The 18,253-nt window shown below is 41.2% G+C and carries 19 protein-coding genes; 4 read left to right on the forward strand and 15 right to left on the reverse strand.

The features are described 5' to 3' along the window. Window positions 1–100: 100 nt before the first annotated feature. The 6 genes from ACQ86K_RS17000 to ACQ86K_RS17025 all read right to left on the reverse strand — a co-directional run bounded on the left by ACQ86K_RS17000 (window position 101) and on the right by ACQ86K_RS17025 (window position 3,927). The gene (locus ACQ86K_RS17000; RefSeq protein WP_091162864.1) at window positions 101–1,201 is read right to left on the reverse strand and encodes a S8 family peptidase; all 1,101 of its coding nucleotides are present in this window, start codon (window positions 1,199–1,201) and stop codon (window positions 101–103) included. Further along, entirely contained in the window at window positions 1,201–1,983 is a 783-nt protein-coding gene (locus ACQ86K_RS17005; RefSeq protein WP_431198390.1) for a hypothetical protein, read from the reverse strand. Before ACQ86K_RS17005 ends, ACQ86K_RS17000 begins: the two co-directional genes overlap by 1 nt. Beyond that, complete coding sequence (locus tag ACQ86K_RS17010) at window positions 1,983–2,255, reverse strand: hypothetical protein (protein WP_431198391.1); 273 nt, start codon at window positions 2,253–2,255, stop codon at window positions 1,983–1,985. The genes ACQ86K_RS17005 and ACQ86K_RS17010 overlap by 1 nt, the downstream gene beginning before the upstream one ends. Before the next feature lie 185 nt (window positions 2,256–2,440). Then, on the reverse strand, window positions 2,441–2,764 hold the full coding sequence (locus ACQ86K_RS17015; protein ID WP_091162862.1) for an HTH domain-containing protein: 324 nt from the start codon (window positions 2,762–2,764) through the stop codon (window positions 2,441–2,443). A gap of 105 nt (window positions 2,765–2,869) precedes the next feature. After that, window positions 2,870–3,445: a dihydrofolate reductase family protein gene (locus ACQ86K_RS17020; RefSeq protein ID WP_091162861.1), complete on the reverse strand. Its 576-nt coding sequence runs from the start codon at window positions 3,443–3,445 to the stop codon at window positions 2,870–2,872. Window positions 3,446–3,504: 59 nt separating this feature from the next. Continuing rightward, window positions 3,505–3,927 carry a DoxX family protein gene (locus tag ACQ86K_RS17025; protein WP_091162860.1) on the reverse strand — a complete coding sequence of 141 codons (423 nt, stop codon included), beginning with the start codon at window positions 3,925–3,927 and terminating at the stop codon, window positions 3,505–3,507. Window positions 3,928–4,084: 157 nt separating this feature from the next. Between ACQ86K_RS17025 and ACQ86K_RS17030 the strand changes: the two genes are divergently transcribed. Next, the gene (locus tag ACQ86K_RS17030) at window positions 4,085–5,065 is read left to right on the forward strand and encodes a GlxA family transcriptional regulator (protein ID WP_090525495.1); all 981 of its coding nucleotides are present in this window, start codon (window positions 4,085–4,087) and stop codon (window positions 5,063–5,065) included. Window positions 5,066–5,298: 233 nt separating this feature from the next. Next, window positions 5,299–6,693: an arginine decarboxylase gene (locus ACQ86K_RS17035; RefSeq protein WP_091162859.1), complete on the forward strand. Its 1,395-nt coding sequence runs from the start codon at window positions 5,299–5,301 to the stop codon at window positions 6,691–6,693. A gap of 56 nt (window positions 6,694–6,749) precedes the next feature. Here the strand turns inward: ACQ86K_RS17035 and ACQ86K_RS17040 are convergent, their stop codons facing one another. The 9 genes from ACQ86K_RS17040 to ACQ86K_RS17080 form a co-directional block, all read right to left on the reverse strand. Then, the gene (locus tag ACQ86K_RS17040; RefSeq protein WP_091162858.1) at window positions 6,750–6,983 is read right to left on the reverse strand and encodes a hypothetical protein; all 234 of its coding nucleotides are present in this window, start codon (window positions 6,981–6,983) and stop codon (window positions 6,750–6,752) included. A gap of 18 nt (window positions 6,984–7,001) precedes the next feature. Next, entirely contained in the window at window positions 7,002–7,202 is a 201-nt protein-coding gene (locus ACQ86K_RS17045) for a hypothetical protein (protein ID WP_431198392.1), read from the reverse strand. Then, window positions 7,189–7,401 (reverse strand): hypothetical protein, encoded by a 213-nt coding sequence (locus ACQ86K_RS17050; RefSeq protein ID WP_431198393.1) that lies wholly within the window; start codon window positions 7,399–7,401, stop codon window positions 7,189–7,191. The genes ACQ86K_RS17045 and ACQ86K_RS17050 overlap by 14 nt, the downstream gene beginning before the upstream one ends. A gap of 261 nt (window positions 7,402–7,662) precedes the next feature. Then, entirely contained in the window at window positions 7,663–8,679 is a 1,017-nt protein-coding gene (locus tag ACQ86K_RS17055) for a PorP/SprF family type IX secretion system membrane protein (protein WP_090525486.1), read from the reverse strand. A gap of 119 nt (window positions 8,680–8,798) precedes the next feature. Then, window positions 8,799–12,215: a PKD domain-containing protein gene (locus tag ACQ86K_RS17060; RefSeq protein WP_431198394.1), complete on the reverse strand. Its 3,417-nt coding sequence runs from the start codon at window positions 12,213–12,215 to the stop codon at window positions 8,799–8,801. Window positions 12,216–12,859: 644 nt separating this feature from the next. Beyond that, complete coding sequence (locus ACQ86K_RS17065; protein ID WP_090525482.1) at window positions 12,860–13,564, reverse strand: NUDIX hydrolase; 705 nt, start codon at window positions 13,562–13,564, stop codon at window positions 12,860–12,862. A 174-nt stretch (window positions 13,565–13,738) separates the two neighbouring features. After that, on the reverse strand, window positions 13,739–15,499 hold the full coding sequence (locus ACQ86K_RS17070) for an ABC transporter ATP-binding protein (RefSeq protein ID WP_091162943.1): 1,761 nt from the start codon (window positions 15,497–15,499) through the stop codon (window positions 13,739–13,741). Between the two features lie 35 nt (window positions 15,500–15,534). Next, the gene (locus tag ACQ86K_RS17075; RefSeq protein WP_431198395.1) at window positions 15,535–16,716 is read right to left on the reverse strand and encodes an ABC transporter ATP-binding protein; all 1,182 of its coding nucleotides are present in this window, start codon (window positions 16,714–16,716) and stop codon (window positions 15,535–15,537) included. Between the two features lie 20 nt (window positions 16,717–16,736). Then, complete coding sequence (locus tag ACQ86K_RS17080) at window positions 16,737–17,210, reverse strand: ABC transporter transmembrane domain-containing protein (protein ID WP_431198396.1); 474 nt, start codon at window positions 17,208–17,210, stop codon at window positions 16,737–16,739. 325 nt (window positions 17,211–17,535) lie between these two features. Here ACQ86K_RS17080 and ACQ86K_RS17085 point away from each other — a divergent pair, with 325 nt between their 5' ends. Together ACQ86K_RS17085 and ACQ86K_RS17090 are read left to right on the forward strand one after the other, a co-directional pair. After that, window positions 17,536–17,997: a MarR family winged helix-turn-helix transcriptional regulator gene (locus ACQ86K_RS17085; protein WP_431198397.1), complete on the forward strand. Its 462-nt coding sequence runs from the start codon at window positions 17,536–17,538 to the stop codon at window positions 17,995–17,997. Beyond that, on the forward strand, window positions 17,981–18,169 hold the full coding sequence (locus ACQ86K_RS17090) for a hypothetical protein (protein ID WP_431198398.1): 189 nt from the start codon (window positions 17,981–17,983) through the stop codon (window positions 18,167–18,169). The genes ACQ86K_RS17085 and ACQ86K_RS17090 overlap by 17 nt, the downstream gene beginning before the upstream one ends. The last annotated feature ends 84 nt before the right edge of the window (window positions 18,170–18,253 follow it).

Here is an 18,253-nt window from a genome sequence, read left to right on the forward strand (position 1 = left end):
TTTTAAATATAACACATCATAAAAAACGCGCCTTTCGGGTTGTTGCGCAAACATTTTGCAGGACAGAAGCAAGAACAAAAAAGGGAGGCATATTTATATTTCATACAATATCGTTAAAAAAATTCAATAGAAGTTCGGGTTTTAGCAGTGGAAGATCGAAGGATGCTGGCGGGTTTCCATCTTCGGTTATAATGAAGGTTGTTTTCTGCGTCATAGCCGCCAATTTTTCAGTGATCATAGCAAATGAATAACTAAAATTCATTTTTTGAATCATCAGCGCAATTATGCCCGATGTAATAGCCGTCGCAAAACTACTCCCGCTATCAGCTATCAATTCGTTATTCTGATCATATGATTTTATTTGCGAGCCATTGATCACCAGCGACAGGAACTCATTTATACAAGGATAGCCATTCTCCTTATCCGGAACCATGCCGACCCCGATTGTATTTTTCAAACAGGCCGGATAATATTTTCTTGTATCTCCAAATACTATCGAATTTCCGATAGAACAAACAATTATTTTATTGTTAGCTACGGCATTGTTTATAGCCTCCTGAATTAAACTTAGAGTAGCAGCATTGCTTATACCCGACGACCAACTTATTGAAACTATATGAATATCAGGATTTTTTGCACACCAATTAATCGCGTCAGCATATCTTTGGGCATCTCTCTCCGTGTTTTCAAATGTTCTTTTTTCGGATATTTTACAAGCGAATAAATTACAGCCCGGAGCCACACCGACATAGTTGCCGCTGGTATTCCGTAGCCCAACAAGGGAAGCACAAAATGTACCATGACCGGCATTGTCTTTTATCTCAACATTATCTCCATAAACATAATACTTACTCTGATTATAAAACAGGTCTGTTATGCCTGGCGCAATACCGGTGTCCACCACAGCAACACCAACGCCTGTACCTGCATACCGGCCCCAAATCTCCGGGAGGTTCAAGTCAATCATCCATTGCTGATAATTGCCACCGGCACTATCTATTTGTTCGGCCCCGCCGCTCCAATAATGACTATTAGCATCGTCGCTCGCTTTATACCAGGTGTTGTTTCCGTCAAGTTCCTCTCCCTGCACAGTGCCCGTTACTTCTATCTCGTCACCCGGCTCTCTTATAGCACCGGTTTGATAGGTTGTATGAGCGCCTCCTACCCTGGTATTAAGCAGCTTGGTTACTTTAATGCGCATTAGCCTACTGGTTTTACGGTTACGGTGGTATTTTTAGTTGGTGTGGTTGCTTCTTCTTCAGGCTTTTTGCCTGCCGCACGTAAACTTACAATTTTGTTGATCAAATCGAACCAAAAAGGAGCGCCTAACATTAAAGCTATAGCTGTTAATAATAAACCGGTTATCTTGATTAAAAGCGACAAAAGGCTTTGGCAGAATGTTTTACCCTTCAAATCTGGAGTGTTTTGTGCCGTCCAACCCACAGGGATACCAGAGCTTACTAGAAACGTACTAACTGTGCTGATTTGCTGGGCGACTTTTTTCGCGTTAGGTGCGTTTTTACTTGTATCGGCAGGTATGTTTTTAATAACCGTTACTTTGCTGGCTTCAAACTTTATCGTATCAGTTTTAGGATTATATCCTTTTTCATTTACTTGTTTAACTACGGTTTGTAAATTGTCGGCTGTATGTTTCAATGCTTCCTGGTTACCCCAAAGCTTGTTTACAATATTTATGGTGTCAACATTTAAAGAGGCGCAGATTACCACCGAAATAATAAACACAATAAGCTGAGATGATCGTTTATAAACTCCCGAGGCCCTGTCCATAGCCGAATTATAAAATGTTTCGATCTGTTTTTGAAAACTCTGAAGATCGCCCTGGGCGCGCTCATAAAAATTAAGAAGAAGTTTCCTGATCCCGGCAGAGATGCCAACCTGTGCTGCTATGCCGTCATCTGTTAAAACATCCCGGATCTTATTCATATCAAGGATAATATTTTTATCACCTTTAAACTGATCCATTAAAGCTGCAGCGAAGTTGCCCGCCGGGATATATGATGGCAAGCTGCTTGTATCTTTTTTAAAGATGTAATGTTCGGATTGTTATAAAGCTTCTCTGCTATTTTTTTCCAGTCCTGGTCAAATAGTAAACATTCGATAGCATTTTTCAGATACTCTCCCCGCTTGTTGAGCAGGGCAGACAGATACTCGTGAACTGTACTAACAGTTAGGCTGAGCGAAAAATAGGTAAACGACAGCGTGAGCGCAAGATCGATAATTGGGGAATTAAACATAAGGTTGCGGGTTTAGCAGGCATAAAAATATTCCCCAATTTACAAAGCAATCGGCCAAATATCAATCCGTTAAAATACGGTATTTTCATACGTATTTTTGCGCAAAAATCAGATGTTCCCTCGTTTTAAATTGGCTCAAAACAGCGAAGGCGTAAATTTTTATGAGTTGCCGAAAAACTAAGATATTACGACGATGAGTTTTGAGGATCATCATTTACCGCACGCGGAATAGTCAATAGTACCTCATTTTTTATGGCCTGCGGAATAACCAGCATCGGCTGAGAAATGATCTCACTTTTACCATCCGGCGAAAGGCAGCTTGCAACTAAAACCAAACATCCCTTTTCAGCTTCAAAGGTCACTGTTATTTTTAATTGCTTCAGGCACTCAAGGTCTTGGTAGGCTGTACGGGTACTGATATGAAAATGTGATTTTAGCAGGTCGATAGAAACCACATCCCTGGTTTGCAGCAGCACCAATACCTTGAGCAACCTGTCGGCTCTGTTCATAACGGATCACGTTTTTACATACAAAGGTGTAATGCGCTATTGACAACAGTGTGTCAGCAGTAAAGATGCCTTTTTAAACCGGTCGGTTTAATGCTGCTACCTAAGTTAATTGTGGGATTGATAAACCATCAATATAACACCCGATGAAAAAACTTTCTTTAAAACCAGTTTTAAAAGCAAGTGGCTTTTTACCCCGTTGAAAAGTGCTTTACCATTGCCTAAAATTACCGGGTGGATCCAAAACTGGTACTCATCAACTAAATTCGCGGCCACCAGCTTTTTGACCACACTGATGCTTCCGTAAGTAAGGATGTCACGGCCCTGCTGCTTTTTTAAATGCTTAACAACCTGCTTTAGATTTCCTTTGACCAGTAATGAATTGTTCCACAACGCGGAGGTCATTGTTGACGACATAACCACTTTTTGGTAGTTGTTCATCATATCTGCATAAGCAATATCCGTACGCGGAAAATTCATGCACTTGGCCTGAAAGGGCCAATAGGCAGCCATAGCCCGATATGTGTTTTTGCCCAATAAAATAGTATCGGCCCGGCTAAGCAATTCTGTTATTGTCTCGGCTATTTCATCCGTCCAGTATTGATAATGCCAATCCAGGCCTTCGTCCTCCGCCGCTACAAAACCATCCAGCGTAATGTTTAAGGATACGATCAGTTTGCGCATGGTAATAAATAAGCAAACCGGATTTGACAAACCCGGGATTTATAATAAAATTGAAAACACTAAGCCAGTTCAGTATTTCCGGCAAGTTTAGTGTTGGTTAAGCCCAGTTCCTTTACCTGCTCATACCTTTTCCATAAATAGTAGGTGAAGAACATAACAAGCAGCATAACTACCGGCGGAATGAGCATGGCAGCCCCGGCTCCAATAGCAAGCCACGATAAAAATGCACCGATAAAGCTAATGGTGAAGCCAGAATAAGCCCATTCTTTAATAACCAGGTACCTGGTTTGCGCTATGGCCAGTACACCTGCTATTTTTGCCCACCCCATAATAACCATGAGGTAAAAGGGATAACCAAGTTTAGCTAATGAATCTTTGCCAGCCCGCTGCATAGTGATTCCCCCGTAAGCATCGCCCAGCATAGCCAATAAAAAAAGGGCGGTAAAGATCCAGTACAGGGTTTTAATTGTTTTTGGTTTCATGATGATATTTGGTTTGCGTGATTATATGTTTGTTAACGATACAAAGTTATTTGGTGCGATAAAGTTGTGTAGCACGTAAAAAGGACTTGTTAAGGGGTTGTTTGCGACTTTAGTGTTCATTATCTTTATCCCAGATAACCAGTTATACAATAACAAAATGAAACATGTTGCCATCCTGATACCCAATGAAGCGGTTTTAGCCAGCATAGTTGACGCCAGAACCATTTTCACAGGCGCCAACGATTTTTTACAATCGATGGGGAGGCAACCTGTTTTTGACGTACAGATGGTTGGGCTTTCCAAAGAAGTTAAGGTGCATGGCGGCATGTTTTCGGTTCATACGGATATTTTATTAAGTGATCTGCAAAAAAGCGATATGGTGATCATCCCTGCCATAAGTGGCGATCTTCAAAACGCGGTAAACGTAAACCGGGATTTTGTACCGTGGATCATCAACCAGTACAATAATGGTGCAGAAATAGCAAGTCTTTGTATCGGCTCATTTATATTGGCCTCGACAGGGTTATTGAATGGTAAAGAGTGTTCCAGCCATTGGATAACAGCCGATGCGTTCAGAAATATGTTCCCGGAAGTGAAGCTGGTTGACGGGCGTATTGTTACCGAACAGCAGGGTTTATATTCAAGTGGCGGCGCTACTTCATACTGGAGTTTGTTACTATTACTGATTGAAAAGTATGCCGGGCGGGATATAGCCATCATGGCCGCTAAGATCTATGCCCTGGAGATCGACCGAAAAAGTCAGTCTCCATTTGCGATGTTCACGGGGCAAAAAAAACACGAGGACAATCCTATAAAGCAAGCTCAGGAATATATAGAAAATAACGTAACCGAAAAAATCTCAGTTGAAGACCTGTCATCAATGTATGCTATTGGCCGCAGGCATTTTGAACGACGGTTTAAAAAAGCCACCAATAATACTCCGGTTGAATATATACAGCGCGTAAAAATTGAGGCAGCCAAAAAACAATTGGAAAGTACCCCCAAAAACATCAATGAGGTAATGTATGATGTTGGGTATACCGATGCCAAGGCATTTCGTACAGTTTTTAAAAAGATCACCGGGCTCTCGCCAATTGATTACCGTAATAAATATAACAAAGAAGCGGCTGTAGCATAGGTATGTTTATCAAAATTTTAGGCGCTTGCTACCCCTTCCCGGATCACCTATGTTGTAGCTTGGTTATTATCGAAAATATCTATTGATTATCAGCCGCAACACACTGTATTGCAGGAGGTAATGGCTAATCTGGCTTCTACGGCAAAAACATTACATTCTGTCAATAAAATTAATCCTAACAAATAGCCAAATATTCCGTTTAAAAATTACATTTTTGCCCAAAATTTTTAAGGATGCAGAGTTATCAGGAATTTCTTGACTTAAGTGTAGGCTTTCCACAGGATGGTTTTGAGATCATCGACGATGAACTATACTTTCAGGACCTAAATTTGATGGAGATGATTGAAACGTACGGTACTCCCCTACGCTTTACTTATCTGCCTATGATATCCAAAAAGATCCAGCAAGCTAAACTGCTGTTTCAACAGGCCATCATCAAAAACAACTATCGCGGTAGTTATAAATATTGCTATTGCACCAAGAGCTCGCATTTCAAGCACATTGTTGAAGAAGCCCTGAAAAACGAGATTCACCTGGAAACATCATCGGCGTTTGATATGCCTATGATTGACGCGCTGGAGAAAAAAGGTACTGTAACAAAGGAAATAACCGTAATATGTAACGGCTTTAAAACCTTCCAGTACAAAACATATATTATTGATATGTTACATGATGGCTTTAAAAACATCATTCCGGTATTGGATAATAAAGAAGAATTTAACCTTTACGACGACGAAATTGAGATGGACACTCCTTGTAACCTGGGCATCCGGATTGCAGCTGAAGAGCAGCCTGATTCTCAGTTTTATACTTCACGTTTGGGTGTGCGTATGGAAGATGTTATTGATTTTTATCATAACAAAATTGAGGATAACCCTAACTTCCAGGTTAAGCTATTACATTTCTTCATTAACTCGGGTATTTCCGATACACCATACTACTGGAATGAACTTGAAAAATATGTAACTCTTTACTGTAAATTCAAAAAAGTAAATCCACATCTGGATACGCTTGATATTGGCGGTGGTATGCCATTTAAAGATTCACTGGTTTTCGATTTTGATTATGAATACATGATCAACGAAATAGTAAGCCGGATCAAAGAGATATGTGCCGAGCATGACACGATGGAACCGGATATCATTACCGAATTTGGTAAGTATACTGTAGCCGAAGCTTCTGGTATCCTGTACAAGGTATTAGGCCGTAAACAACAAAACGACCGCGAACGCTGGCTGATGCTTGATGGCTCGTTCATTACCAATCTGCCAGACGTTTGGGCGCTGAACCAAAAGTACATCCTGTTGCCGGTTAACAACTGGGATTCGGAATACGAACGTGTAAACCTTGGGGGTATCACCTGCGACGGGCAGGATTATTACAACCAGGAAGCGCATATGAACAGCGTATTTATGCCTAAAACCCGTAAGGTGCAATATTTAGGTTTCTTTAATACCGGCGCCTACCAGGAAGTATTAAGTGGCTACGGCGGTATCCACCACTGCCTGCTGCCATCACCCAAGCATGTGATCATTCGCCGTAACAGGGACGAAACGTTTAACTTTGAGGTGTTTGGAGAAGAGCAAAACAGCAAGCAAGTATTGAAAATTCTGGGTTATACCACGTAATTTTATATCTAATCATAACAGCAAAAAAAGGTGGCCATTTCGGTCACCTTTTTTGCTTAACGGCCTATGGTGCCATCTCCGACACCTGCTCCTTCAACATTTGGATCCGGAAGATCAGCCAGGCTCCCATCCTCATGTAAAACTTTAAAGTGTTTTCTTTGAGGACCTTTTGTTTCAAGACAGGGATTGTTTCGGGCAGCATAGTTATAGCTGTCTTTAATGTTACTTTCCCTGGTCTCCTTAATATTACCCTGCCGGGAAGCAGGATAGTTATTTTTATAATCATTCATGATTATACCCTCCTTTTACTAAATTCCTTCAGTTCCTGGTTCATGACCAACCATCCTGCCGGTGGTGCGTCCTTGCGGGCGGCTCTCAAAATCAGTTTTAGCGGGGCCTACCGACGGAAATTCCTTTTTATTCGGCGGTGTTACATCTGTTTGCTCACTAAATGAAGTATCGGCACTTCTGTTGGGTTGATCAATCTCCGATTGGCTATGGGTACCCACCTGTCTCGTCTTCGGTTTTTTCTACCTCAGGCTGTTCATCATAGTCTACTATATCATTTACCTCATCCAAATCATCATCATTTTCAAGATCACGGTTTGGATCGGTTTCATCACCATTCACAGAAAATGAGTTGGTGTTGTTTTCAAAATCATTACGATCATTATCCTGGTTTCCCCAGTTTTCATTATTGGTATTCATAGGTTTTAATTTTAGTTGTTATTTAATAAACCTACGAAACAATTGTATTGTTTTATTTTTTATCCTTTTAAGAAATTAAATATCGCAAATTAAAACTATTATAGTTGTAATTATTAGGAAGCTTCAAAATAGTTTATAAATGTTATGCAGCATGGCATAATTGCGCCTTCGCGAGCCGAACCAGATTACAGAGCTTGATTCGGACTAATCTCGAACGATACGGTAGTTTATCCGCCAGTATATTAAAAACGCTTTTTAAAATTAAAAAGTATGCTGAGGGCAAGTTACTTTATATCGATTATTAAGCAGGATGCCTAACACAATTTCATGCGAACCATGACTAACCGTATTCAGGGCAGATGTTGTAAAATCGTATGAGTAGCCAACATTAATAAGCGAACTTAGGTTAAATCCAACCAATGCGGCATATGAATCATTGCGGCGGTATGAACCACCAATCCAGAACCTGTCTTTGAATGACATTTTCATGTTCACATCAAAAGTTACCGGAACCGGTGCTATAAATTTCAACAAGGCCGAAGGCATAAGCGTAATATCATCAGATACAAAAAGCTTAACGCCACCAGTCACAAAATAATGCGGTACCGTTTTGTTTTGTACAGCAGTTGTCGAAGTAGTTACATATAAATTTTGCGGAAGGATTTGCTGTACCGACGCGCCAAAAAAATAATTAGATGAATAAGCCCATACACCTACTCCCAAATCAGGTTTCCACTGCGCCCCCGCGATGCTATTAATGGTTGGGTCATTTTGATCAACATAGGTAAGTTTACTTTTATCTATAATATTATGACTTACCCCAGCAGACACCCCTACCGCTAAATTCAATGTTTCGGTAAGGCCGAGGTGATAAGCGTAGGTAGCGTCAATATTGGTTTGTGTTATCGGGCCTGTTTTATCAGACACCACCATTAATCCCACGCCATGATGCGGCTCGGCAGCCATGTAATTTTGTGTATATGACCTGCTTGATGGGTTTAAACCTCCACCCGCAGGAAATGCAGTGGCATCGCCCTGCAAAAACCGGTTACCTATAGGCGCGTTTACTGAAAAATAGGACGTTACCGGTGCACCTTCAAGCCCTGTCCATTGGCTGCGATAACCCAGTTTTACATCGGTATAGTTTTCAATACCGCTTAACGCAGGGTTTAAAAGGTAATTATTGAATACGTATTGAGTGTACTGCGGCCGTTGCTGTGCTTTTGCTAATTGAATTGTTACGGCAATAATAAGTAGAGTATATAAAATTCGCTTCATTTTATTTGATAATGGTCACATTACCTGCAATAACCTCCCGGCCATTTTTCGGATCAATAATATAATAATAAGTCCCGGGAGGCAAATATGAGCCTTTGTATTTCCCATCCCAGGGTACACTATAACCAATTGACGAGATATACCTTTTCTCCGAATCGGTTGTATACGTCAACCTTATTATTTGGATAACTTTCTAAATATTTAACATTCCAAATGTCATTTACCCCATCTCCATTAGGCGTAAACACATTGGGAACGACTAAAAATTTTAAAACCTTTACCGATACGCTGGCCATAGCCTGGCATCCATGTGCCGATGTAACCACTACCTGATAGGTAATATCCTGCGACGGACTTGCAACAGGATTAGCCACATCATCATGATCAAGGCCTGTTGCCGGTGTCCATTTATAACTTAAGTTATTATCGTTTACTATGGGTTTTAAAACGCGCTTTGTGCCTTCAAGCATAGTAAAATCCGGCCCCAACGTTACAACAGGCGATACATCTACCTTAACCTGCTGCATAACTGTATCAGCGCACGCGTCCCGGGTGGTATAAATGTACATGATATCAAATTCGCCGACGCCCGAAACAGCAGGGTTAAACACACCATCTGTACTAATACCAGTTCCTGAAAATACGCCCGAACCGGCAGGGGCTTTAATTTGGGGAATCAATTTTTTGGGCTCCGATTCGATACAAAAAACAGGCGCCTGATCAAAGGTGACTACAGGCGAAGCTTTTAAATTAACCGGAATTTCTGCGACATCAGAGCATGATGTACCCGAATATGCAATTACTCGCAAGATAGCCTGCCGCGATCCTGATGTGAACAAAGGATATTTATGCCTGAGTTGCCTACCATATGCCGGATGGTCATAAACTACCGTAGTTGATGGGTCGTTGATGTCATAAGTAACCTCCAGCCGGGTAATCTCGCCGAAATTAACCGAGGATTGGTTTTCAAAAAACACTTCCTGAGCGCTGCACAAACCTGCCGGATCCTTAATAATTACTTTAGCTTTTGGCTTACTACCGTTAATTGTTAATGACTTTGAAGCCGATGTAAAAGAGCATCCATTTTTTGAAGTAACCCTAAGTGTAACCTGGTAATTGCCGGCTAAAAACTTGTGCTTCGGGTTTTTACCGTGGGAAATATTCGGGTTAGCTGGTGCTGCATTAGGGTCACCAAAATTCCATTCGTAGGTAAAGTCAGCTTCTGTGGCATCAGCAATTGTACTTTGATCAGTAAACTGAACAAAGTCATCTTCACAGGCATCGGGCAACAAAAAATCAACTACCGGCACAGGATAAACTTTGACAGGCAGCGGGGCTATATTACTTGTACAACCATTATCATTTGTAACGGTTAGCTTAACCAAATAATCTCCCGGTCCACTAAACGTATGATTAAATGGGTTCTTGCTTTTAAGGGTTTCAACCGGTGTGCCATCACCAAAGTCCCATTGCCAGCTAATGATACTTCCTTCGGCAGATGTGGAGTTATCCGTAAATGTAACATCCTGACCTGTACAGCTTGGCGACGAATAGCTAAAAGATGCAAGAGGTGGTTTTGATATATGTATTTTTATTGGATCAGATGCAGCGCCGCATCCATTTTCATTGGTAACAAAAAGTTTAACCAGGTAATAACCGGGTTGGGCGTATTTGTGTACAGGGTTTTGCACAACATCAGTTAACCCATCGCCAAAGTCCCATCGCCATGTTTTAATTTGCCGTGTACCTGAGGTTGACTGATCGGTGAATTGAACATCGCTACCAAAACAGGTATTTGCAAAACTAAACTTTACAACCGGCGGCACCGAGATATTAAAATCAAACTCTATGTCTTCATTCGATCCGCATTCGTCTGCAATAGGGTTAAATACAGTCGCCACCACACTATAATCGCCGTCGGTATAGGTTTTATCTACCGGGCATTCATAAGTATAAAGCACCTTCGAATCCTTTATGATGGAACCGGTTGGTATTGGGTTGTCTACAACAACAGCAGCACTGCCATCCTTAAAGTCCCAGCTTATTTTATTGGTTTGAAATGGCAGCGTAAGCTGCAGTTTATAATGAGTATCAGTACAGCCATTGGCCTGCACCGTCTTGTCCGCAGGATTTAATAATACAATAAACTCATTCAGGTTTTTAAGGTTGGTGCCCGCAGCATAACCATATGATTCCGTTTTGCCAAACCCATAAGCAATTGCGTTGAACCCGTCGGATGCTTTGATATTATGTACACCTGCATTTACGCTGATTTGTGCATAAGAATAAATACTGTTCGGCACAGGAGAAAACTGAGTATAAGGTTCTCCATCGAGCGAAAACGTTGGCACCGCAGCTGCTTTAATAATAACATTAATAAAATTATTCAGGATCCGATAGTTTCCGGTTGAGTTTAACGTAACGTGATCGAGTGTTTGTTCAATCGGGGTCAGATAGATCATTTCAGGATCACCTGTATCACCTTGAATAAACTGGCAATTTAAACCTTCGCCCTGGGTTACTGCATATTGCACTACCTGGATTGGTTTATCGGCAGTGATAACATTAGTTGTAGTTGATGTAAACTCGTAATACAAACCATTGTTCAGCCCTCCCGTTGGCGCGGCACCGTTTACAGTAACCTTTGTATCGGGCGAACTAAGCACTATTCTTAAGATATCATAATAGCGCCCTTTTAAAGGTGCGGTTACATAGTTCTTACCCCAAACTGCTAAAGGATAAACCTGCTGAAAGAGGTTATCTGATGATCCCTTATCGCCCTGACATCCTATGCTTATTTTTGAGCTGCCCGAAAAAACAGCGATTTTTTTACAGGCCCCGGCAGCGCTCACAATTGAGCGAATGCGGCTGCCGGTAAGGTCAGTAGCTGATAAGGCCTGGTATACTTCGCCTTTTTTCAAATTAACGGTAAATGGTTGGTTTGCAGGGATCCCGTTTAGCAGTGGCTGCGAGGGGGTTATTTCAACAGTGGTATTATCTTCTGTAGCTATTACCGCAAAGGTTGAATATGAGGGTACTTCTTCAGTATTTTTTGTGCCGTTGTTTGAGTTTGATATTTGTTTATAGTTAATGGAGAGGTAATCTTTACCGAGCGTATTAACGGGCAGCAGAAGCGTTGCGCCGGATACGTTCTCTGCAAAAATATGCGCGTAAACTGCAATAGGTTTTAACGACGTGATATGAATCCCCTTTAAAAACTGCCCCTGGTTTCCGATAAAGGCTTCGGGTGGGATAGCTACCGTCAATATATCCTTTGCGTTAACCTGATAGGTACTTGAAAAGCTGCCATCTGCAACTTTAACTGTTACAGTGGTATTTACGTCGGCAGTTATGTAAAGGTCCATCTGACTACCCCTGCCCAACGCGGTAGGACTGCCTGCTGCACCATCAACGTGGTCAATATATGCGGTATAAAACTCCGTACCCTGGTTTGAACCTTGCGCGTTAGTGCAAATAGCAATGCATATGAAAATAAAAGAGAGGCTTAACGACCGCAAAAAAATTATCTTGCTCAAAGGTGTACAGTTGGATTTGGTTTTGTAGTATTAAACTAACCCTTTAAAAATACAAAAACCTTTAATTTATACGGTATGATTATATAAAATAACCAGCCGTTTAATTGCCCGGTCAATTTCATAATTAGCTACGTTTAATTTATAACTAAGCTCAAGTCGCTTTTCCGCAGATCATAAACTTCAAGAGCATTTTAAATGATGTATTTCAGATCGTCACGTTATCATGATGTAGTAATGGTTTTGTTAATCCCCGCGATAACGGTGTCAGAAAAAATATGGCTATTTAAAAACCCGGTCAGCAGGTTCAGGTGGTAATTAAAAAACATGTTAAAACAGGAAACACGCAGCTAACCGGGGTTAACACGACTTAACACATTTTAAATATAACACATACAAATATCTAATAATGAATTATCTATCTTTTTACAGGGTTGACACTAAACATATTTTCTAAGTAATCACATACATCCGAATGTTGCGCCTGTTATTAGTAAAAACATGCTGATAAGACCGGGTGCGTTTAACCCGCATCAAGCTATAAAACAAGTATTATTTGATGCTAATAGCTAACCGACATCATTTCGTCAGCTATATAAACAACAAGGCGTTGTCACTAAAATATTAAAACGCATTTGTCGTGCATGTCAAAAAAACTTATCAGGGTTGGGCACCAGATTCAGGAACTTTTCAAAATTTTCCTCGTAATGTGACTGATCAAGCTTGTAATAAAATGCACCTTTTTTTGATGAGAGCTTATCTTTTTCAGGAAGCTTTACAAGCAAACCTGTTGAAAGCAGCTTACGGCTAAAGTTCCTGTCATCAAACTTGGTTTGATAAACTCCTTCATAAAGGGCTTGTAATTGCGGAATGGTGAACTTTTCCGGAAGCAATTGAAATAAAATCGGGTGAAGCGCGGCTTTATAACGCAGTTGTCTTTTAGCCAGTCGCACCATTTCATTATGGTCAAAGATCAGATCGGGCATCTCATCCAGTAAAAACCATTCGGGGTGATATTCTTCACTTAGTTGGGCTTCATATTTATGAATGTCGATAAGCGCGAAATAAGCAACGGAAAGGGTCCTTTCTACCGGGTCACGTTCCGGTTTACCGAATACCTGGAACTGCTCCATATACACATTCTTAAGCCCGGTGCGCAATTCAAGCACACGGTTTGCAGCATCTTCGGGTGATTCGGTTGGTTTTATAAAACCACCTATCAGGCTCCACTTGTGTTTTTCGGGCTCAAGGCCACGCTGAACAAGCAATAACTTAATATTTGCCCCGTCGAATCCAAATATGATACAATCTGTTGCAACTAAAATGCGCGTTTCGCCGCTGTACTTATGCATAACTTAGGTTAAGTTTATATGCAATTGTAAAAATAATTTAGCAATTATTTAGTGTTGATCGGACAACTATTTTATATACCGGCAATTTATCTCCAAAAATTTAAAACGATTTATCAAATCCGGATAAAAAACAAGGCAAAACCGTGATACCGCATATCCATATCCCAAGAAAGATCAGCTTACCCTCTTTCCTTGCAACAATAAATCCATAGCGTCATCAAATGATCCAGCCCTGATCACCTCGCCCGAATTAACAAAAAAGATCTCATCAGCATTTTCAATCGTATTTAAACGGTGTGCTATGATTACCCTTGTGGTGGTTTTAGGCAGGTTATCCAAAATGTCGCTCAGCAGTTTTTCGGTAATGGTATCAATGTTAGCCGTAGCTTCATCCAATATCAAAATCTCCGGGTTGCGTAAAACCGCCCGCATAAATGCAATAAGCTGCTTCTGGCCCAAGCTAATGCTGTCGCCGCCCGATAGAACTTTGGTGTCCAATCCCTCCTCAAAAATTGCCAGCAGGCTCCCCAGGTTAGCATCCCTGATCACCTGTTCCATTTCTTCGTTGGTATGATCTTTAAAAAGCTCGTTGCCATAAAGTATATTATCTCTTACCGTGCCTGTAAACAGGAACGGCTCTTGTAAAATAAAGCCTATTTTTCGGCTGCGTTCCTCGGCCGTAAAACTCCTGATATCTTTCCCGCCAAGTAACACCAGTCCTTTAGTAGGGTCATACAAACGTGCTATTAATGAAGCTGTTGTTGTTTTACCGCCTCCGGTTGGGCCAACCAAGGCATAGGTTTTGCCGCGCTCTAATTTAAAGCAGATATTATGGAGGATCTCCCGGCTTTCATCATAACTAAAGTGCACATGTCTGAACTCCAATAAAGCAGCATTAGGTTCGTTAATGCCTGCCTGCAGCACGGGCAAATCGGTTTCAAGGGATAAGATCTGCGAGATCCTGTCCCAGCCCGCCATCGCCAGCTGAAAGTTTGTCCACAAGGCAGCTAGTTGCCTTAACGGGTTATAAAAATTGGTAGCATATGATAAGTAGCTCACCAGCAATCCTATAGAGAACATACCTTTACTGATCAGGTAGATACCAAAGCATAGTACGGTAAGCTGGGCCATACTGGCAAGTAAACCATATACCGGCACAAAGACGTTGTTAGCCAGGCCCGATCCAATAGCTGTTTTATAGTTTTGATTGTTAGCTATCTCAAAACGCTTCCTGAAATAATCGCGCCGGTTAAAAGCGATGATCACTTTAAAATTATTAATACTCTCCTGGATCTCACCGCTCAATGCACCTGTACTTTTCAAATTTGCTGCATTTTTCCTTTTTATCCATGGTGATAATACCAGCGTTAAAAACAGGATGACCAAGGCCGGAGATAAAGCAGCTGCTCCCAGCTCAATATTGATAGCCAGCAAAAAAATACCGGCGCCAATCATAATAGAGATATTGCCGATAAACTGCATCAGTGACTGGGAGAAGAATTGATTAAGCTTATCGGTATCGTTGTTAACCCTCGATATCAGGTCGCCGGCCTTGTTCTGATTAAAAAAGGCTACCGGCAACTGCTGTAACTTATTAAAGATAGAATTGCGTAGGGTAAATAACATCCTTTGCCCTACCCCTCCCATCAGCGTGGTTTGCTTATAGCTGGTAAATAAAGCTACCAGGTACATACAAAATAAAATAGCCGCATTATGTAAGACCCCGCTGAAATCCTTGTGCTGCACATATTTGTCAATAGTATGACCAATAATGAGCGGTCCGAGCAGGTTAAGTGTAGAGTTAACAAGGATGGCGAAAAAAGCAATGATGAGTGTACGCTTTTCATGGGCTATCAGCTGGAGCAGCTTTTTTAACCCGGCCAGCGTAGAAGTTTTTGGCTGATTTTTACCTAATTGGTTAAGATCGTAGTTCATTGTAATCAATATTTTTTCAGTCGTTAACTTCATGTTTAATGGTTAACACCCTGTTCGTAATTGCTGGTGCTTTGCTGTGAATTAAAGATCTGTACATAATCCGGACTCGTTTTCATCAGCTCATCATGCACGCCGCTGGCTACTATTTCGCCTTGCATCAGCAAAATGATCTGGTCGTAATGTTCAACAGAGGCAATCTTTTGGGTCACCGATATCAGTGTTAAACCCGGATAGTTCTTTTGAATATTTGCCAGGATCTTCCTTTCGGTATTGTTATCAACCCTAGCAGTAAAATCATCAAGCAGCAAAACCTTTGGATTAACTGCAAGTGCCCGGGCAAGCATAATGCGTTGCTTTTGTCCGCCCGAAAGGCTTGAGCCCCGTTCAGAAACAATGGTGCTCAATTTATCGGGCAGGTTATCGATAAACGTACTTAACTCGGCCGTTTCAATAGCTTTTTGAAGCGATTCATCAGTTACCGTATCGCTGAAAGCTATATTTTCACGGATGCTCATGTTAAAGATGATGCTATCCTGAAAAACAAAGCCAACCTGCCGGTGAAAGGTTTCGCTGTCATATTCGGCAAGATCTTTACCATCAAACAACACTTCTCCCTCGGTAGCGTTGATCAAACCTGTAAGCAGGTACAACAATTGTGTTTTACCGGCAGATGTAGGCCCGATGATGGCGATCTTTGAACCCGCATTTACTTTAAATGAGACGTTTTTCAGCGCCGATTTTTGGCCGTAGCTTATTGTAACGTTCCTCAGTTCCACATCGCCGCGCAAAGTATCCTTCAACGGGCCACCGTCGGTAACATCCGGCGCATTCAAAACCATGCTGATCCTCGTAAATGAAGCGGTAGCCTGGGCTATCAGGTTGCTCATGAAACCTAAAATGAATATCGGGAATATCAATAACGACAGGTAGCTGTTGAAAGCCGCGAAACTACCCAGGGTCATGCTGCCGCTGATTACAAAATGCCCGCCCATTACCAAAATAGTAAATGCTGCCATGTTAGCGGTAAACGTTACAATGGGAATGAGCCCGGCAAAAAAACCAAGGATCTTTAAGCCGTAATCCTTTGCTTCGGTATTGGCAGCAAGGAATTTATTGTATTCCAACTGCTGCGAGTTGATTACCCTGATGAGTGCTGCGCCAAGTATGCTCTCATTAATTACCTTATTAAGCTGATCGATAACACCGCGGCTTTTCATAAACAGAGCACGTACGTTTTTCAAAACATAAAAAAAGTACCGCCAATGATGGGAATAATAGTGATCACAACCAACGCAAGTTTCCAGTTAATGGTTAGCAGCATAACACTGCAGCCAATAATGATAAACAGCGACGATACAATAGAAACCAAAGCCTGCGATACGAATAGTTTGATCGAATCGATATCCGAAGTAAGGTTGGTTAACAGTTTTGAAGGATTTGCCTGTTCGATAAAAGCATGGGTTTGGCGGGATATTTTATTAGCCAGTTGCTGCCTGAGATCACGCGCTACTTTTTCAGATGCATATATTTGCACAATTGCCTGTAAGCCTGCAAACAAAAATACCACAATTGTCGCCGTCAGAAATTTGGCCATAACCTCGTTTATCACAAAATGATGATTGGAGTAGGCATCAATACCGTTAGCTATAATTTTAGGCAGCCAAAGGTTCATGGCATTGCCCAGTAAAGCAAATAACAGTAACAGCGCCACAAGCCCTTTATATGGTTTCAGCAAACTAAATACGCCGGGAGGTTTACTGTTTGTTTTTTTGTAGGATCAGGTTGCATAGTGATCTTTGATTTATAATTCTCTTCTGCGGGTATCAAATCGCGCTTTTATTATAGTTGACGACTCAGCCTGCAAAACATTTTTATTTCAATCTAAAATTATCGAAATAAATCAGAACAGAACGGCAAGCCATTCTCATTTTCCATATATTTCTATTTCGATATAGTTTGGCAAATATATTTCTATTTAGGAACAATTAAAACATTTTAGAAATAAATTTATAATTTTACACCCAAACCGTAACAAAATGAAACCAATAGTGCAATTAGTTGATGAATGGGCTGCTTTTGAAGAAGTAAGTGAACAACCTACTGTAGAAGCGTTTTGCAGATATTATCTGCAAAAGCAACGCCCAAAACCTAAACAAGCCGGCAAAAAAGGTGAGCGCATCATGAACGGCGCATACCTGCTTAAAACCCTCGGCCGCATCCTGAGCGCTTATTCGCTTTATTTCCGGTCGGCAGTTAACCACATCGGCATCCCTCCTGCCGAAAGTTTCTATTACCTGAATGGTTTACTTCACCTTGGTGAGGTAAGAAAAAGCGACCTGATCAACTATATGTTTGCCGAAACAACAACCGGCATGGAAGTCATTAACCGGCTCATCCGGGAAAACAAGATAGATGAACGAACCTCCCCCGATGACAAACGGGCTAAGCTGATCAAAATAACCGAGAAGGGTATTACGGCTCTTGACAGAATATTATAAGATCTCTGGAAAAGTGGTGGAAATGACTTTTAAAGGTATCGATGATGATATTTTAACCGATTGCTATGAAATGCTAAAATATTGTGAGCAGCGGAACTCCGCTGTTGCCATCGAACTAAAAAATAAACCTTTTGACCAGATGTATGAGCTTGCAATGGCAGATAAAGCTTAACTTCAATCCCGGTTACGTCGTTATTATTCAGATAAAAGCCAACCTCAAAACTCAATGTCAGCTAAAAGTAAAGATGGCATAATA

It is taken from the genome of Mucilaginibacter sp. P19 (genome assembly GCF_050632265.1).
Lineage (GTDB): Bacteria > Bacteroidota > Bacteroidia > Sphingobacteriales > Sphingobacteriaceae > Mucilaginibacter > Mucilaginibacter gossypii.

Bases quoted from the DNA above. Each gene is read 5' to 3' on its own strand.
- ACQ86K_RS17055 (WP_090525486.1), bottom strand. From the start codon at position 8,679: ATGAAGCGAATTTTATATACTCTACTTATTATTGCCGTAACAATTCAA.
- ACQ86K_RS17000 (WP_091162864.1), bottom strand. From the start codon at position 1,201: ATGCGCATTAAAGTAACCAAGCTGCTTAATACCAGGGTAGGAGGCGCT.
- ACQ86K_RS17010 (WP_431198391.1), bottom strand. From the start codon at position 2,255: ATGTTTAATTCCCCAATTATCGATCTTGCGCTCACGCTGTCGTTTACC.
- ACQ86K_RS17005 (WP_431198390.1), bottom strand. From the start codon at position 1,983: ATGGATCAGTTTAAAGGTGATAAAAATATTATCCTTGATATGAATAAG.
- ACQ86K_RS17085 (WP_431198397.1), top strand. From the start codon at position 17,536: ATGAAACCAATAGTGCAATTAGTTGATGAATGGGCTGCTTTTGAAGAA.
- ACQ86K_RS17065 (WP_090525482.1), bottom strand. From the start codon at position 13,564: ATGCATAAGTACAGCGGCGAAACGCGCATTTTAGTTGCAACAGATTGT.
- ACQ86K_RS17050 (WP_431198393.1), bottom strand. From the start codon at position 7,401: ATGAATACCAATAATGAAAACTGGGGAAACCAGGATAATGATCGTAAT.
- ACQ86K_RS17070 (WP_091162943.1), bottom strand. From the start codon at position 15,499: ATGAACTACGATCTTAACCAATTAGGTAAAAATCAGCCAAAAACTTCT.
- ACQ86K_RS17015 (WP_091162862.1), bottom strand. From the start codon at position 2,764: ATGAACAGAGCCGACAGGTTGCTCAAGGTATTGGTGCTGCTGCAAACC.
- ACQ86K_RS17035 (WP_091162859.1), top strand. From the start codon at position 5,299: ATGCAGAGTTATCAGGAATTTCTTGACTTAAGTGTAGGCTTTCCACAG.
- ACQ86K_RS17040 (WP_091162858.1), bottom strand. From the start codon at position 6,983: ATGAATGATTATAAAAATAACTATCCTGCTTCCCGGCAGGGTAATATT.
- ACQ86K_RS17020 (WP_091162861.1), bottom strand. From the start codon at position 3,445: ATGCGCAAACTGATCGTATCCTTAAACATTACGCTGGATGGTTTTGTA.
- ACQ86K_RS17075 (WP_431198395.1), bottom strand. From the start codon at position 16,716: ATGAAAAGCCGCGGTGTTATCGATCAGCTTAATAAGGTAATTAATGAG.
- ACQ86K_RS17030 (WP_090525495.1), top strand. From the start codon at position 4,085: ATGAAACATGTTGCCATCCTGATACCCAATGAAGCGGTTTTAGCCAGC.
- ACQ86K_RS17025 (WP_091162860.1), bottom strand. From the start codon at position 3,927: ATGAAACCAAAAACAATTAAAACCCTGTACTGGATCTTTACCGCCCTT.